At 70.0% G+C, this 13,949-nt stretch carries 15 protein-coding genes; 6 read left to right on the forward strand and 9 right to left on the reverse strand.

Annotation, left to right across the window (positions count from 1 at the left end; translation table 11 throughout):
* Positions 1–243: 243 nt before the first annotated feature.
* Positions 244–891: a GNAT family N-acetyltransferase gene (locus tag CVO76_RS02550; RefSeq protein ID WP_208740564.1), complete on the reverse strand. Its 648-nt coding sequence runs from the start codon at positions 889–891 to the stop codon at positions 244–246.
* 181 nt (positions 892–1,072) lie between these two features.
* Between CVO76_RS02550 and CVO76_RS02555 the strand changes: the two genes are divergently transcribed.
* The gene (locus CVO76_RS02555) at positions 1,073–1,405 is read left to right on the forward strand and encodes a hypothetical protein (protein ID WP_208740565.1); all 333 of its coding nucleotides are present in this window, start codon (positions 1,073–1,075) and stop codon (positions 1,403–1,405) included.
* Positions 1,406–1,426: 21 nt separating this feature from the next.
* On the opposite strand, the gene CVO76_RS02560 is transcribed toward CVO76_RS02555, so the two are convergent.
* Positions 1,427–2,410 carry a bile acid:sodium symporter family protein gene (locus CVO76_RS02560; RefSeq protein WP_208740566.1) on the reverse strand — a complete coding sequence of 328 codons (984 nt, stop codon included), beginning with the start codon at positions 2,408–2,410 and terminating at the stop codon, positions 1,427–1,429.
* Positions 2,411–2,512: 102 nt separating this feature from the next.
* Between CVO76_RS02560 and CVO76_RS02565 the strand changes: the two genes are divergently transcribed.
* Complete coding sequence (locus CVO76_RS02565) at positions 2,513–2,875, forward strand: hypothetical protein (RefSeq protein WP_208740567.1); 363 nt, start codon at positions 2,513–2,515, stop codon at positions 2,873–2,875.
* Between the two features lie 98 nt (positions 2,876–2,973).
* Positions 2,974–3,240, forward strand: a complete 267-nt coding sequence (locus CVO76_RS02570) for a DUF6480 family protein (RefSeq protein WP_133081356.1) — start codon at positions 2,974–2,976, stop codon at positions 3,238–3,240.
* Between the two features lie 63 nt (positions 3,241–3,303).
* On the opposite strand, the gene CVO76_RS02575 is transcribed toward CVO76_RS02570, so the two are convergent.
* The 3 genes from CVO76_RS02575 to CVO76_RS02585 all read right to left on the reverse strand — a co-directional run bounded on the left by CVO76_RS02575 (position 3,304) and on the right by CVO76_RS02585 (position 5,287).
* Positions 3,304–3,630: a PRC-barrel domain-containing protein gene (locus tag CVO76_RS02575; RefSeq protein WP_208740568.1), complete on the reverse strand. Its 327-nt coding sequence runs from the start codon at positions 3,628–3,630 to the stop codon at positions 3,304–3,306.
* 74 nt (positions 3,631–3,704) lie between these two features.
* The gene (locus CVO76_RS02580; RefSeq protein ID WP_208740569.1) at positions 3,705–4,760 is read right to left on the reverse strand and encodes an ABC transporter substrate-binding protein; all 1,056 of its coding nucleotides are present in this window, start codon (positions 4,758–4,760) and stop codon (positions 3,705–3,707) included.
* Positions 4,761–4,864: 104 nt separating this feature from the next.
* Positions 4,865–5,287 (reverse strand): ChaB family protein, encoded by a 423-nt coding sequence (locus tag CVO76_RS02585; RefSeq protein WP_133081359.1) that lies wholly within the window; start codon positions 5,285–5,287, stop codon positions 4,865–4,867.
* 228 nt (positions 5,288–5,515) lie between these two features.
* On the opposite strand from CVO76_RS02585, the gene CVO76_RS02590 reads away from it, so the two are divergent.
* Complete coding sequence (locus CVO76_RS02590; protein WP_347876221.1) at positions 5,516–6,709, forward strand: M14 family zinc carboxypeptidase; 1,194 nt, start codon at positions 5,516–5,518, stop codon at positions 6,707–6,709.
* 99 nt (positions 6,710–6,808) lie between these two features.
* Here the strand turns inward: CVO76_RS02590 and CVO76_RS02595 are convergent, their stop codons facing one another.
* From CVO76_RS02595 to CVO76_RS02610, 4 genes are all read right to left on the reverse strand, one after another.
* Complete coding sequence (locus tag CVO76_RS02595) at positions 6,809–7,657, reverse strand: phosphatidylinositol-specific phospholipase C/glycerophosphodiester phosphodiesterase family protein (RefSeq protein WP_133081360.1); 849 nt, start codon at positions 7,655–7,657, stop codon at positions 6,809–6,811.
* A 114-nt stretch (positions 7,658–7,771) separates the two neighbouring features.
* The gene (locus CVO76_RS02600) at positions 7,772–8,719 is read right to left on the reverse strand and encodes an ATP-grasp domain-containing protein (RefSeq protein ID WP_133081361.1); all 948 of its coding nucleotides are present in this window, start codon (positions 8,717–8,719) and stop codon (positions 7,772–7,774) included.
* 117 nt (positions 8,720–8,836) lie between these two features.
* Positions 8,837–10,408: an AbgT family transporter gene (locus tag CVO76_RS02605; RefSeq protein WP_208740570.1), complete on the reverse strand. Its 1,572-nt coding sequence runs from the start codon at positions 10,406–10,408 to the stop codon at positions 8,837–8,839.
* A gap of 100 nt (positions 10,409–10,508) precedes the next feature.
* The gene (locus CVO76_RS02610) at positions 10,509–11,828 is read right to left on the reverse strand and encodes an amidohydrolase (RefSeq protein ID WP_208740571.1); all 1,320 of its coding nucleotides are present in this window, start codon (positions 11,826–11,828) and stop codon (positions 10,509–10,511) included.
* A gap of 183 nt (positions 11,829–12,011) precedes the next feature.
* Here CVO76_RS02610 and CVO76_RS02615 point away from each other — a divergent pair, with 183 nt between their 5' ends.
* Complete coding sequence (locus CVO76_RS02615; RefSeq protein WP_133081364.1) at positions 12,012–12,233, forward strand: hypothetical protein; 222 nt, start codon at positions 12,012–12,014, stop codon at positions 12,231–12,233.
* 34 nt (positions 12,234–12,267) lie between these two features.
* On the forward strand, positions 12,268–13,905 hold the full coding sequence (locus CVO76_RS02620; protein WP_208740572.1) for an ABC-F family ATP-binding cassette domain-containing protein: 1,638 nt from the start codon (positions 12,268–12,270) through the stop codon (positions 13,903–13,905).
* Positions 13,906–13,949 lie beyond the last annotated feature (44 nt).

Consider the following 13,949-nt stretch of genomic DNA (forward strand, 5'->3'; position numbering starts at 1 on the left):
CAGCAGGGCGTCCAGCTGGGGCTCCGTGATCGTCGCCTCCGGATCGAAGGACCGTGGGCTCCAGCGCCCGGCCAGCTCGCTGGTGATCGGGACGCTGGTGTCGGCGATGCGGGTGGTGGTCATGGAAGTGCTGAGCGGCATGCGGGTGCTCCTGTGCGTCGATCGGAAGGGCGGCGCACCATCGGGCCTCGCTGGAGACAACACAGGTGACGGCCGCACCATTCCTGCCGCCAGCCCCTGCAATCAGCGCCGGGGGTCGTCCCGCCGACGTGGGCCGCGCGCCAGCGCCAGGTACTGCGGATTCCGCTCCAGGAACTCCCGCGCCGGAGCGCAACCCGGGATCACGTCGATGCGCCGTCGATGGGCGTCGAGCATCGCTCCGCGCATCAGCACTCGATCCAGTCCCCGTCCCTCGAAGCCCGCGTTCTCGACGACGGCACGCAGGGTGAGCCGGCCCGCGCGGATCGAGTACCTCAGGTACGCGGCGAGGTAGCCGTCGAAGTAGAGCTCGAAGCGGGAGCCCACGGGCGAGTCCCTGAAGACCCTCCGGACCGAGGCACCGCGCTGAGCGGCGATCCTGCCCATACGCCGCTCGATCTCGTCCACCACCGCACCGTAACGCTCCGATGCCCACCGTGGCGGGGCATCGGTGTCCAGCGAGCGGAACATCGCGTTCGCCAGGACGCGCAGTTCGGCGAGCGGGACGACCGTCAGGTCGCCGCCGTCCAGCACGGATGCCATCGACAGTGCTTCGCGCTCCCGCTTCGTGGGAGGCGCGTCGTCGAAGGGCTCAGGAAGGAGTGCGAGAAGGGGTGCCGGTTCCGGATCTGCCGAGCGGGGCTCACCGGCGGAAGCACCGGTGATACCGGACAGGATCGAGATGTCGGTCATGAGGATCCGATGATGGTCGGGTCGCGGCCCTCTGCTGGACCGTGGTGGTGCGACTGTAGCCCCTCCCACCCCCAGAATTTTCCCGGGTCGCGTCTTCCGCCCCTTCGGAACGGCGGACTCCCGGAAATCGAACACATGTCCTATTGTTGAGCCAATCAGCACGAGAACCGGAGGATCAGGGATGACGGCACAGACGGTCGGAACGGGCGACGGAACACCCCGCCCGCTCGATGAGCCCGCATCGGTGCGCTTCACGCCCACCGGCACGCCCCTTGCACTGAGGTGGCGCGGCAGCATCTGGCAGGTGGTCGGTGAGTCCACCCCGTGGCGCGCGTCGTCCACCGAGCGCTCCATGGCCGCCTTCCCGATATCCGGAGCCGACGGGCCGGCCCCGCGGTCCTGGCGGTTCCAGGCCCAGACGGGTCCCGCCTCCCCCGTCCTCGATTTCGTGATCGGCCTCGACGACCGGCACGGTGAGTGGCGGCTGCTGCGCGTCGGCGGCGTCGGCAGCTGACCCGCCCGAGGCCGTCCCTGCTCAGCGGTGCGCAGCGCCTACCGGCGAGTCCGCGCGCGCGTCACGGCGGCGCCAGTAGGCCGCCATGGCCGCCCCGGACACGTTGTGCCACACCGAGAAGATCGCACCGGGCAGTGCGGCCTCCGGGGTCAGGTAGGTCCGGGCGAGTCCGGCGGCGAGCCCCGAATTCTGCATTCCCACCTCGATCGCCGTGGTGCGTCTGGCGGGGGTCGGCAGCCGGAAGGCGCGCGCCGCGCCGTAGCCCAGGGCGTACCCGAGGCCGTTGTGCAGGATGACGGCGGCGAACACCAGCAGCCCGGCGGAGAAGATGATCCCGGCGCTTCCGGAGACGACGGCGATCACGACGACGGTGATCGCCCCCACGGAGATCCATGGGAGGGCGGGGAGCAGCCGCTCGACGAGACGGGGCAGGAAGTAGCGGACGACGAGGCCCGCGACGACCGGGATCAGCACGATCTGGAGGATCGACAGGCCGATGGCCGCCGCGTCCACCGGCATGTACCGGCCCGCGAGCCACAGGGTCAGCAACGGAGTCAGCACGGGCGCCAGGATGGTCGACACCGAGGTCATCGCGACGGACAGGGCCACGTCGCCGCGCGCGAGGTAGGACACCACGTTCGACGCCGTCCCGCCGGGACAGCAGCCCACGAGGATGACGCCGGCCGCGAGGGCGGGCGGGAGGCCGAGCGCCATCGAGACGCCCCAGCCGAGGAGCGGCATGATCACGTACTGGGCGACCACACCGATCACCACCGGGATGGGCCGCTTCGCGACGAGCGCGAAGTCGACCGGCGTGAGGGTCAGGCCCATGCCGAACATGATGACGCCGAGCAGGGGATTGATCAGCGGACCGAGGCCGGTGAAGGTCGCGGGCGTCAGGACGGCCACGAGTCCGCCGGCGAGGATGAGGAGCGGGAACAGCGTGACCGCGATCCTCGCACTGCGTTCTTCGGCGGCCTGAGGTCGGGACGGATCTTTGCTCATTGTTAACCGAATACCATGCGCCGCCCCATATGACGCACTGCTAAAGTGTCTGTCACCCGAAAGGCAAGGGTACTTCGTTCCTCACCAACGGGAGGTATGGCGATGGCGACGACCGACAGGAAATTCACCGCTACGGAGGAGTCGACGAGCAAGCATCCGCACGACTGGGGGCGAGCCATGGCGGTCGCCATCTGCCGACTCACGGACATGGCACGGGAGGCAGGCGACCCGGTACACCACGAAGCGCTGATCGGTGAGGACCTCCACCTCTTCGTCGAGGACACGGTGGACGGTGTGACCATCACGATGTCCTGGACGCCGCGTGAGCAGGGCGCCGTGGCGCCGGCCGCGATCGCCCTGCCGCCGGCCGACGGCGATGCGGACGACGACGCGGAGACCCCGCACAGCGCCTCCGGCCAGCGATTCGATCCGACCGGCGGCAGCTCGGCCGGGGTCGGCCAGTAACTCCGTACCCGTGTCCAGCCCCCCCGGTTGCTAAGCCTGCTGATGATATGCGGGGTAGGGTGAGACGGAATCACCCAGCCAACCATGTGGAGGACAGCATGAGTGAACGCCCGGATCCCTCGAACGCAGGCAATCCCGACCCCCTCGAGAACCACATCACCGGCCTGGAGCCCGGCGGCGGTGTGCCGCCGGGTGAGACGCCGCCGGCAGAATCCAGCACGGCCTGGCAGCAGCAGGGCCACGCGGACGAGGAGAAGCCCTCGAAGGGCCGTCAGGCGATCTGGGTCACCGTCATCGGGATCGTCGTGCTCCTGGCACTGCTGTACTTCGTCGGCTACATCGTGGGGATCATCGACCTCTTCTAGAGTCCTGCGTGAAGCACGAAGCCCCCGTCCGCCGGAGCGGACGGGGGCTTCCTGCTCGGCGGCCTAGGGTGCCTCGGCGCCGTCGCGCAGCCGGTAGTAGTCGATCAGCGCCGACTCCTCCGCGGGCGAGAGCTCCGCGGTGTTCGCCGACCCCGGCGCATCGGCGATCTCGCTCTTCGACCAGGCGAGGTGGAGGGCGTCCCCCTCGAAACGTGAGTTCGCGAGGGGCACGAAGTGCTTGCGTGCGTTCAGCAACCCGAAGGAGACCGTGACCCAGGCCGGGACGCCGGACTCCTTCTCGAGGTGTACGTCGTTGACGTCGCCGAGCTTCTTGCCCTTGCTGTCCCAGGCCGTTGCCGCCTGGAGCTTGTTGATTTCCGCCTGAGCCATCGAGGTTCCCTTCATCGGACGCGAGTACTCCCATTCCAGCCGAGATGCCGCGGAAGGGCAATCGGCGGTCCCCGTCAGGCCTTGTCGGCAGCCTCGCCGAGCATCGGCACGAAGCGGTCGAGCGCCCAGACCAGGCTGAGGGGGTTGGCCGCCGAGATGGAGAGCGTCAGGGTGTTGTCACTGTCGGCGACGAGCGCACCGCTCTCGACGGCAGGGATCTGGCTGAGCAGGGGATCGCTCGCGATGGCCTCCTCGGTGGCCTCGTCGGGGACCCAGGTGACGAAGACGTCGGAGTCGAGCTCGTTGGCACGCTCGGCGGACCACGGGATGAAGAACTCCTCCGAACCCTTCGTGTTCTCCGTGACGACGTCGGCCTGCACCATGCCGAGCTCGGTCAGGAAGCGCGGGCGGTTGTCGTTGGCGGTGTAGACGCTGACACCCTCCGCGCTGCCCGGCTCGAGGTTGCCGTAGATGAACGTCTTGCCCTCGAGCTGGGGGTACTCGGCGGCCGCCTCGGCGATGGCCTGCTCCGTCTCCGCCACGAGCTGCTCGGCGTCGTCGGACAGGCCGAGCGCCTCGCCGATGATCCGCGTCGAGTCCTGCCAGGCGGTGCCGTACGCGACCTCGGGGTAGGCGACGACCGGCGCGATCTTGCTCAGGGTGTCGTAGTCCTCCTGCGACAGGCCGGAGTACGCGGCGAGGATGACATCCGGGGCCGTGGCGGCGATGTCGTCGAACGCGATGCCGTCCGTCTCCGTGTACTGTGCGGGCGCGCTCTCCGTCCCGATCGCGGCGCCGAGCTCCTCGAGCTTCGCGTCCTTCCACGGCGTGGACTGGTTCTCGTTGCCGCCGTAGGTGTCGGCGGGCATGCCGACGGGCACGACGCCGAGGGCGAGGGACACGTCCGCGTTCACCCACGACACGGTCGCGACGCGCTCGGGCTTCTCGGTGAGGGTGGTCTCGCCGAAGGCGTGCTCGATCGTGACGGGGAAGGCATCCGCGCCCGCGGAGGCACTGCTGCCACCGGTGGCAGCGGCCCCACTGTCGGCAGGGCCGGTGGAACAGGCGGAGAGCGAGAGGGCGGCGACGGCGACGGCGGCGACGAGGCCGCGCAAGCGTGAGGGGGCCATGGGGGTCCTTGACTTCTGTGGCCTCGGAGGAGGCCGTGGAACGGGGTAGAAGTAAGGCTAACCTAAGCCGATCTGGATTACGAAATGCTTTCGTTGCGTAATAGCTACCGCTCGCGCGCCTTGCGCGTCGCCCGGTCGTTCGCCTTCTGCAGCGCCTCGACGAGATCCGCCTTGGACATCGTCGAACGCCCGGGCACGTCGAGCTTCTTCGCGAGGTCGTAGAGGTGCTGCTTGGAGGAGTTGGCGTCGACGCCCCCGGCCGTCGGCCGCGCTTCCGCCCGCCCTCCGGCCGCCTGGTCGTCCGACGGGCCCTTCTCCTCCTTCGGCTCCCAGTGGTCCCCCACCTTCTCGAAGCCGTGCTTCAGGGAGGCGAAGGCGGTACGGCGCGCGCGCTCGCCGTCGCCGTACTGCTCCTCGGCCGCGTCCAGCGTGGCCGCGAACGTGTCCTGGGCCTTCTCGTCGGAGCGCTGCAGCGTGCTCGGCAGCGTCTCCGGCTTGACCTTGCCGTCCTTCGTGAAACGTGACATTCCAGCAGCCCTCCGGGAGATCGACGGCGGCCCTGCGGGACGGCCGGGCCGGTACGAGCAACCTACCGCAGGGGAACGGGCGGATTCGAGCACGGACAGCACCCTGTGCATCGGCGCCCATCCGCTGTAGCGTGAAGCGCACCAGCCATTGGGGACTGCCAACCGTAGGGGGACGCGGTGTCCGGCCCCAGGGCCGGACCATCACCTACGCGCCAATGGAGGACATTCGTGATTCCGAGCAACACCACCGCGTCCGGTACGCCCGGCAGGGCGAAGAACCGGGCCCTCGCACTCGGCATGGCGGCGCTCATCGCCCTGCCGCTGCTCGCCGCGGGACCAGCCCGGGCGGAAGGCAATTTCCCCTCCCCGGGGGGCACGACGAACACCGCCAGCATCCTCACGTACGCCGACACCGTGAAGGAGCTCGAGAAGATCGAGGCGACGTCGCGCTACGGGGTGGACGTCTTCACCCTGGCCGAGGCCGGGACCGCCGTCGACACCAGCGAACAGGGCCGGAACCTGTACGTGGCGACCGTGGGCGCGGGTCCGAAGGACGTCTGGGTACAGGGCCGCATCCACGGCAACGAGCCCTACGGCGCCGAGGCGATCCTCAGTCTCCTCAAGGACCTGGGCACCAACGGGTCGCCGGAGTACAAGGCGATCAGGGACGCCTTCACCATCCACTTCATCCCCATGTACAACCCCGACGGCAGCGAGCTCAACATCCGGCAGACGGTCCTGTGGGACACCGCGGCGGACGCACCCCGCACGGACGCGAACGGGCGGGACCTCATCGTGGACCTGAACCGCGACTGGGTGGCCGGCAAGTTCCAGGCACGCGAATCGCTCGCCTTCTACGAGTACTGGACCCTAGTGGATCCGGACTACGGCATCGACATCCACCACCAGGGGCTGAAGCAGCAGTACGGCACGGGCGACGACGTCACGCTGTCCCTCGGCATCTCGCTCGCCCCGGGCGGTCCCACCCTGCCGACGATCGAGGGCGGCGCCTACGACATCCTGACGCGGCAGATGCACGGCTACGTCTACGAGGAACTCGAGGACACCGGTTTCATCACGATGGACCGCTACCAGGTGGGCAACAGCCTGGAGATCGACATCAAGGGCGGCGTCGTCTCGGCGATGATGCTCGGGCTGAACTACCAGGGCCTCAATCCGGAGGGCCACTCCAACCCCGTGGTGTTCTTCGAGACGTCGGGCAACACCAGTGACGGCTCGCTGGGCCAGAAGGCGCGCGGCAAGAGCATCCAGCAGAACATCCTGGCCATGCGGACCCTGCTCACCGGCCTCGCCAACGGCGAGGTCCAGCAGACCGACCCGGAGGTGTGGGAGGAGATCCCGCACGCTCCGGTCACGGGGTACAGCACCGACTACGCCGGGACCATCCCCGTCACGCCCTAGCTCGAACGAGCAGATGCACGACGACGGCGCCTCCGCAGCCTCGCGGGGGCGCCGTCGTCGTGCCGGTCCCGGTCCGCGCCCGGGCCCGGATCCGCGGCATCAGCCCCGCGCGGCGAGGAAGGCCTGAAGTGCCGGCAGGTCGTCCGTGTTGATGTGATCCACTCCCGCCGCGGCGAGCTCTGCCCAGACGGCCTCCCGGGCGGGGCCGGGGAGGTCCGGCGTGGCCCAGAAGCGGACCCGCGCGCCCTGGGCGTGCGCCGTGGCGACATAGGCCCGGAGCTCGGCCCGCTCGGTCGCCGGCATCTCACCGACCCCCTGCCAATCGAAGAGCTGCGTCCAGTTGTTGCTGATCAGCGGCATGAGGCTCGACGGCAGGGCGGAACCGAGATCGGCGGCACGGCCGTCGTAGAAGCTCAGTCGCTGCCGGTCGGCCGCCATGGTGGCCAGCGGCCGGTTCCCACTGATGACCACGCTGACCGCACCCTGCTTGACCTTCCCGTTGCTGAAGCGCGTCAGCATGCCGCGGTGTTCCTCGAGGTCCGACTCGATGGCGGCCCACGTCGCCTCGGCGTCGCCCTTGATGTCCACGAGGAGCTGGAACTCACCGTCCCATCCCGGGTAGACGCTGCCGGCCCTGCCGCGGACGAGCTCGTCGAGCGGATCGAGGTACAGGCTCTCGAGGGTCACGCCCGGCGTCACGTCCTCGGCGTCATGCGCCACGAGGAGTTCCCCGTCCACGAGGTGGACGTCGGCCTCGACGCTCGTGAAGCCGTGCTCGAGCGCGTCGTGGAGCGGGCGGTCGTGCTCGTAGTCGTTGTGCGCGTGGGCGGCGGCCTGCGGCGTCCCGAGCACGACGTCGTCGCGTGTGGAGGCGGCCGACGCCGGCACGGCGGCGGTGAGGGCGAGTGGCGCGGCGAGCAGCACGGCGATGGTACGTCCGATGGTCATGGGTCGTCAGCTTCCTGCAGGGTTCGGGGACGGTTCCGAGGCTAGGAAGCGGACATGATCAGGAGACGGACTCCGGCCGACCCGTGGGTGAACTCCTGCGGACCGGCCGGGCCCTCAGCCGAGGGTCGCGAGATACCGGACGAGTTCCCGGGGAGCCGACGTCGGCGCCACCGCCTCGACCGCCGCGTTGTAGTTGGTGTTCGTGTTGACGTCGTACGTCAGGACCCGCCCGTCCGCGGTCTCGATGAACTCGATACCGCAGACCTCGAGGTGGTTGCGCCGTGCGAACTCCTCGAACTGCGCGATGACGGGGTGGTCGAAGTCCTCGCGGAGGCTGAAGAGCTGCTGGTCCGGCTCAGGGGCGATCGTCGCGCCGGGCGGCATGATGGGCTTGCCGGTCTCCGGGTCGATCGCACAGGCGTCCGCAGGGCAGAGCTGGAACCCGCCGCGTGCGGTGTCGGCCTTGATCGCATAGACGAAGCGCCCCCCGACGATCTCGGCGCGCGTGATGAAGGGCTCCGCTGCCTGGATGAATTCCTGCACCAGGGTGATGCCGTCCGCCGGCTCCTCGAACTCCTCCGACGCCACGTAGGCGGCGAGCTCGTCATGGGACTCGAACTTGCGCACCCCGAGGCCCTTCCCGCCCTGGTTGTGCTTCACGATGAACGGTGCGTCGAAGCCCTGTGCCGCCTCGACGATGCGCTCGCGGCCGACGGCGGCCACGGTGCGCGGCGTATCGATCCCAGCGGCCCTCAGGGCGGTCAGCTGGTCCACCTTGCTCATCTCGAGCTCGAGGACCCGGCGCCCATTGACCGTCCGGCGGCCGTGCGCCTCCAGCCATGACAGCACGGAGCGCGCGTAGTCCTTGGACAGGCCGTGATCCCGGGTGTGCGCCGACGCGCTGATGCGGGACCAGAAGATCCCCTCAGGAGGGACCGAGTCGAGATCCAGCACCCCGTCGGTGAGCAGCCATTCGACCACCTCGACCCCCTCGGCCTCGAAGGCGCGGGCGAAGGGCGGGAACCATTCAGGGTTCTCGTGCAGGGCGTAGACCGTTGTCACGGAGGTCCTTCCGATCGGGAGTGGGACGGCTGGCGTTCATCGTCATAACCGGACCCGTCGGACACCTATTCCGTGCTCCGCGCACAGGCGTCCTCCCGCGGGACCGGGCAGCGGGCGTCAGTCCTCGATGAAGATGTCGTTGCCCGGCCCGAGCGGCAGGTCGAGGTAGAAGAACACCGTCAGGATGGCCACCCACGCCAGCCAGAACGGCACCACGAAGGGCAGCATCCGGGCCATCAGGGTGCCCAGGCCCGCTTCCGGTTCGTACTTCCTCAGCATGGTCAGCAGCACGATCATGTAGGGGTTCAGCGGGGTGATGACCTGCGTGGCCGAGTCCCCCACCCGGAACGTCCCCTGGATGAAGGCCGGCTCGTACCCGAGCAGCGCGAACAGGGGGACGAAGACCGATGCCATGAGCGTCCACATCGAGGACCCCGAGATGATGAACAGGTTCAGCACGGACGCGAGCAGGATGAACGCGAGGACCGCCGGGTACCCGGTCAGCCCGATTCCCTCCAGCGCTCCGGCACCCGCGACAGCGATCCAGGAGCCGATACCGGACCAGTTGAACAGCGCGATGAACTGGCCGAGGATGAACGCGAGGACCAGGAAGCCGGCCATGTCCTTGATCGCCTCGCCCATGACACGGGGGACGTCGCGCCCCGTGGTGATGGTGCCGACGACCCGCCCGTACACGAGTCCCGGAATGGTGAAGAGCAGGAAGACGATGAAGACGATCGAGCTCAGCAGCGGCGAGCGCGGCAGGAACCCGCCCGTCTCGTTCCGCCAGGGCGAGTTCGGCAGGAGCACGGCCACCACGATCGCCAGCGCCACGACGACGCCCACGATCATCGACCACCGCAGGCCGCGCGCCTCCTGCGGCTCCAGTTCGGCCTTCAGGACCACGGGTGCCGCGGCGTGCTCGCCGTCCTCCACCACCTCGTCGACGGGGACCGCCTGCCGGGCGAGCCGGGGTTCGAGCACCTTGTCGATGATGAACCCGGCGATGACGATCAGCACGAGCGAGGACGCGATGTTGAAGTAGTAGTTCGAGAGCGGCGTGACGGGAGCGCCGGCGTTGGGCAGGCTCTCCGTGACCGCCGTCGTGATGCCGGCGAACAGGGCGTCGAGGCTCGTGACGAGCAGGTTCGTGGAGTATCCCGCGCCCGCCGCCGCGAAGCCGCCGAGCAGCCCGGCCACCGGGTGCCGCCCCGCGGCCTTGAAGACGAGGGCCGCGAGCGGCGGGATGATGACGAAGGCGGAGTCGGACATGACGGAACCGACCACGCCGACGAAGCCCACCGCGTACGGCAGGGCCCAGCGGGGTGCCGAGCCGAACACCTTGCGGATCAGGGCACCCAGCAGGCCGGACTTCTCGGCCACGCCGACGGCGAGCAGGATCGGCAGCACCGTGGCCAGCGGCGGGAAGCCGAGGTAGTTGGCACCGAGGTTCTCCGTGAGCCAGGTCATGCCCTCGCCCGTGAAGAGACCCTTGATGACCGTCGCCTCCTCGGCGCCCGGCACCTGCACGGTGACGTTGCCGAGCGCCATGCCGGTGGTGACCACGGCCGTGATGCCGAAGAGGATCAGGAAGAGCATGAACGGGTCGGGCAGCTTGTTGCCCACCCTCTCCACGCCCGTGAGGAACCGGTCCGTCAGTCCCGGGCTGGGTGCTGCAGTGGTCGACATGCGTTCTCCTTGGCGGTCGGTGCTGCGGGTGCTGCGGGTGCTGCGGATGCTGCGGATCGTCCGGGGGCCGGCGGGTCCGGCACCCGGCGGGCAGGGCGGGTCAGTCGAAGTAGGAGGGCACGTCGATCGCGCCGCCCTGGTCCTCGAACTCCTCGTGCACGGCGGTGCGCAGGGAGGCGTCGACGAGGTAGTCCAGCGCGGTGAGCGCCAGCCCGACGGCGCCGTCGAGCGCCCCCTGCTCCGCCTCGGCGCTCCTGGCCGCCTCCGCGAACCCCCGCGTGTGCAGCGCCGTGGCCGGCTCGGCGATGCGGATGAGGGGATGGATCCCCGGGATGCGGTAACTCACGTTCCCGAAGTCGGTGGATGCAGCGAGCGCCTCGGAGACGACGCCGAGCGGAAGCGGGGAGCGTCCCCGGCGCTGCTGCGCGGCCACCCAGCGGCCCGTGAGCGCGTTGTTGGTGCGGATGGGCAGGGACGGCGGATGCTCGTCCCACTGCAGGTCCACGCCCGTCCCCGTCATCAGGGCAGCGCCGCGGGCGACGTCCTCGAGCCGCCTGCTCAGGTCCTTCAGGGTCGCCGGCTGCTGCGAGCGGGCATAGAGCTTCAGCACGGCACGGCCCGGGATGATGTTGGGGCTCTTCCCACCCTCGGTGACGTTCGTGTGCACGCGATCCGACGGCGGCAGCTGCTGCCGGAGCAGGCCGATGCCCTGGTAGGCGAGGCTGGCGGCGTCGAGCGCGTTCCGGCCCATGAACGGCTGGGCGGACGCGTGCGCCTCGACCCCCGTGAACGTGATCGTGAGCAGCCTCCGCCCGAGCCACACCTGGTCGGCGAGGTCGTAGCCGTAGGGGTGCACCATGATCGCGGCGTCGACGCCGTCGAACGCCCCGTTGCGGGCCAGCACCTCCTTGCCCGAATGCCCCTCCTCGGCGGGGGTCCCGAGGAACACGACGCGGCCGGGCAGCCGGTCGGCCACCGAGGCCAGGGCCAGGAACGCGCCGAGGCCCGCGGCCGCGATGACGTTGTGGCCGCAGGCATGGCCGATCCCGGGCAGGGCGTCGTATTCGGCGAGGACCGCGATGGTCGGGCCCGCGTCCGCATCGCCCACCTCCGCGCGTACCGACGTCTCCACCCCGTGCACCCCGAGGCGGGCGTCGATACCGTGCCGCGTGAGTTCCTGGTGCAGCAGCATCGCACTGTGGTGCTCCTGGAACGCGGTCTCCGGATGGGCATGCAACTGCTGCACCACGTGCCGGAGGCGCTCCGCGACGGCCTCCGCGCCCCGCTCGACGTCGTCGGCCAGTGCGGACGGCGCGCCGTGGAACGCGGATGGGACCGGCACCGCATCGGCGAGGAGCCTCCGCGTCCGCTCGTCGATGGATTGCAGGTACGCCGCGTCCGGCGGTGTGGGATGAGCCATCCGAGTAGCCTAAGCAACAATCAGCGGGCTGCGCACTCCCGGAACCCGATGTCCGGTGTTCCAGCGGCCCTGCTCGCCGAAAGATAATCTTCCGGAAATATCCCTGCAACACCGCTCCCGAATCATGGAGGAAGTCGCCCGCCAGTCTCAGCGGGCCGCACCCTGAACCACCGAGGAGCACCCATGACCGCCATCGCCACCCCCAGCACCGCCCGCGTCCTCGACCTCGGCGCGCTCAGCACCGGAACGGTCGTCGAGGCCCGGCGGAAGAACGAGGTGCACTACCGCGGGTGCGTCGAGGACACCGCGCCGGGCCTGGGCGTCGTGTGGATCCGCGACGACATGGCCGGGCATCGTGCCATCCTCCACCTCGACGAATACAGCATCTGGCACGTGGCCGCCTGACCCGCGGCGCTCCGGCCCCTCCTAGACTGGAGGAATGACTGCAACCCTCGTGGCGAAGGACCTGTCCGGGGGCCACGCCCACCGCACCCTCTTCTCGAAGCTCGACCTCACCGTCGCCCCCGGGGACGTCGTCGGGGTGGTCGGGGCGAACGGTGCCGGCAAGACCACGCTCCTGCGCCTGCTCGCCGGCGCGGACGCGCCCTTCGCGGGCACCGTGCGCACCACCCCACCCGACGCGTTCGTCGGCTGGCTGCCGCAGGAGCACGAGCGCCTGGACGGTGAGACGGTCGCAGCGTACATCGGCCGCCGCACCGGCACGACGGCGGCGACCCTCGCCATGGAGGACGCCGCTGCCGCGCTCGGCAGCGGGCTGAAGGGCGCCGACGACGCCTACGCGGCCGCGCTGGACCACTGGATGGCCTCCGGCTCCGTGGACCTCGAGGACCGTATGCCGTCCGTCCTCGCCGACGTCGCCGGCGGCATCGACCCGGCCACGGCGACCACCGCCCTCTCCGGTGGGCAACTCGCCCGCGTCGCCCTGGCCGCGCTGCTGCTGAGCCGCTTCGACGTCGTGCTGCTCGACGAACCCACCAACGACCTCGACCTCGCCGGCCTCGAGCGCCTCGAATCCTTCATCCAGAACCTGCGCGGCGGCGTCGTCCTCGTGTCCCACGACCGCGAGTTCCTCGCCCGCTGCGTCACCACCGTCGTCGAGCTGGACCTCGCGCAGAACAGGGTGGCGGTGTACGACGGCGGCTACGACGCCTTCCTTGAGGAGCGGGCCGTCGCGCGGCGCCATGCGCGCGAAGCGTACGAGGAGTACGCGGAGAAGAAGCAGGACCTCGTGGGGCGGGCGCGGACGCAGCGGGAATGGAGCTCCCAGGGCGTCCGCAACGCGATGAAGAAGAGCCCGGACAACGACAAGATCCGCCGCAGGGCCAGCATGGAGTCGTCCGAGAAGCAGGCCCAGAAGGTCCGCCAGATGGAGTCGCGCATCGCTCGGCTGGACGAGGTCGAGGAGCCGCGCAAGGAGTGGCAGCTGCAGTTCACCATCGGCGCCGCGCCGCGGTCGAGCTCCGTGGTGGCGACGCTGAACAACGCATCCGCCACGCAGGGCGGATTCACGCTCGGTCCCGTCTCGCTGCAGGTCAACGCCGGCGAGCGCATCGGTATCACGGGCCCCAACGGCGCGGGGAAGTCCACGCTCCTGCGGCTCCTGCTGGGCCACCAGCAGCCCGACGGAGGGGTGGCCACCCTCGGATCGAGCGTGGCCGTCGGCGAGATCGACCAGGCGCGCGGACAGCTGGACGAGGCCCTTCCCCTCGGCGCCGCCTTCGAGGCACTGGTGCCGGAGCTGTCCCAGGCCGAGGTGCGGACCCTCCTCGCGAAATTCGGCCTCAAGGCCGATCAGGTGCGCGCCGTCGTCGGGTCCCTCTCCCCCGGCGAGCGCACCAGGGCCGGGCTGGCCCTGCTGCAGGCACGCGGCGTGAACCTGCTGGTCCTCGACGAGCCGACCAACCACCTCGACCTCCCCGCGATCGAGCAGCTCGAGGACGCCCTCGAGTCCTACACCGGCGCGCTCCTGCTCGTGACGCACGACCGCAGGTTGCTGGAGAACGTCCGGCTGGACGAGCGCTGGCAGGTGGCGGACGGCCGGGTGACGGCGGGCTAGGCGGACCGGCGAGCGAGGCGGGACGACGGGCCAGGCGGGACGGG

It is taken from the genome of Arthrobacter agilis, assembly GCF_002953615.1.
Classification (GTDB): domain Bacteria; phylum Actinomycetota; class Actinomycetes; order Actinomycetales; family Micrococcaceae; genus Arthrobacter_D; species Arthrobacter_D agilis_B.

Coding starts and splice junctions, on each gene's coding strand:
- CVO76_RS02580 (WP_208740569.1), bottom strand. CDS start 4,760: ATGGCCCCCTCACGCTTGCGCGGCCTCGTCGCCGCCGTCGCCGTCGCC.
- CVO76_RS02565 (WP_208740567.1), top strand. CDS start 2,513: ATGGCGACGACCGACAGGAAATTCACCGCTACGGAGGAGTCGACGAGC.
- CVO76_RS02585 (WP_133081359.1), bottom strand. CDS start 5,287: ATGTCACGTTTCACGAAGGACGGCAAGGTCAAGCCGGAGACGCTGCCG.
- CVO76_RS02570 (WP_133081356.1), top strand. CDS start 2,974: ATGAGTGAACGCCCGGATCCCTCGAACGCAGGCAATCCCGACCCCCTC.
- CVO76_RS02560 (WP_208740566.1), bottom strand. CDS start 2,410: ATGAGCAAAGATCCGTCCCGACCTCAGGCCGCCGAAGAACGCAGTGCG.
- CVO76_RS02610 (WP_208740571.1), bottom strand. CDS start 11,828: ATGGCTCATCCCACACCGCCGGACGCGGCGTACCTGCAATCCATCGAC.
- CVO76_RS02550 (WP_208740564.1), bottom strand. CDS start 891: ATGACCGACATCTCGATCCTGTCCGGTATCACCGGTGCTTCCGCCGGT.
- CVO76_RS02615 (WP_133081364.1), top strand. CDS start 12,012: ATGACCGCCATCGCCACCCCCAGCACCGCCCGCGTCCTCGACCTCGGC.
- CVO76_RS02595 (WP_133081360.1), bottom strand. CDS start 7,657: ATGACCATCGGACGTACCATCGCCGTGCTGCTCGCCGCGCCACTCGCC.
- CVO76_RS02555 (WP_208740565.1), top strand. CDS start 1,073: ATGACGGCACAGACGGTCGGAACGGGCGACGGAACACCCCGCCCGCTC.
- CVO76_RS02575 (WP_208740568.1), bottom strand. CDS start 3,630: ATGGCTCAGGCGGAAATCAACAAGCTCCAGGCGGCAACGGCCTGGGAC.
- CVO76_RS02620 (WP_208740572.1), top strand. CDS start 12,268: ATGACTGCAACCCTCGTGGCGAAGGACCTGTCCGGGGGCCACGCCCAC.
- CVO76_RS02605 (WP_208740570.1), bottom strand. CDS start 10,408: ATGTCGACCACTGCAGCACCCAGCCCGGGACTGACGGACCGGTTCCTC.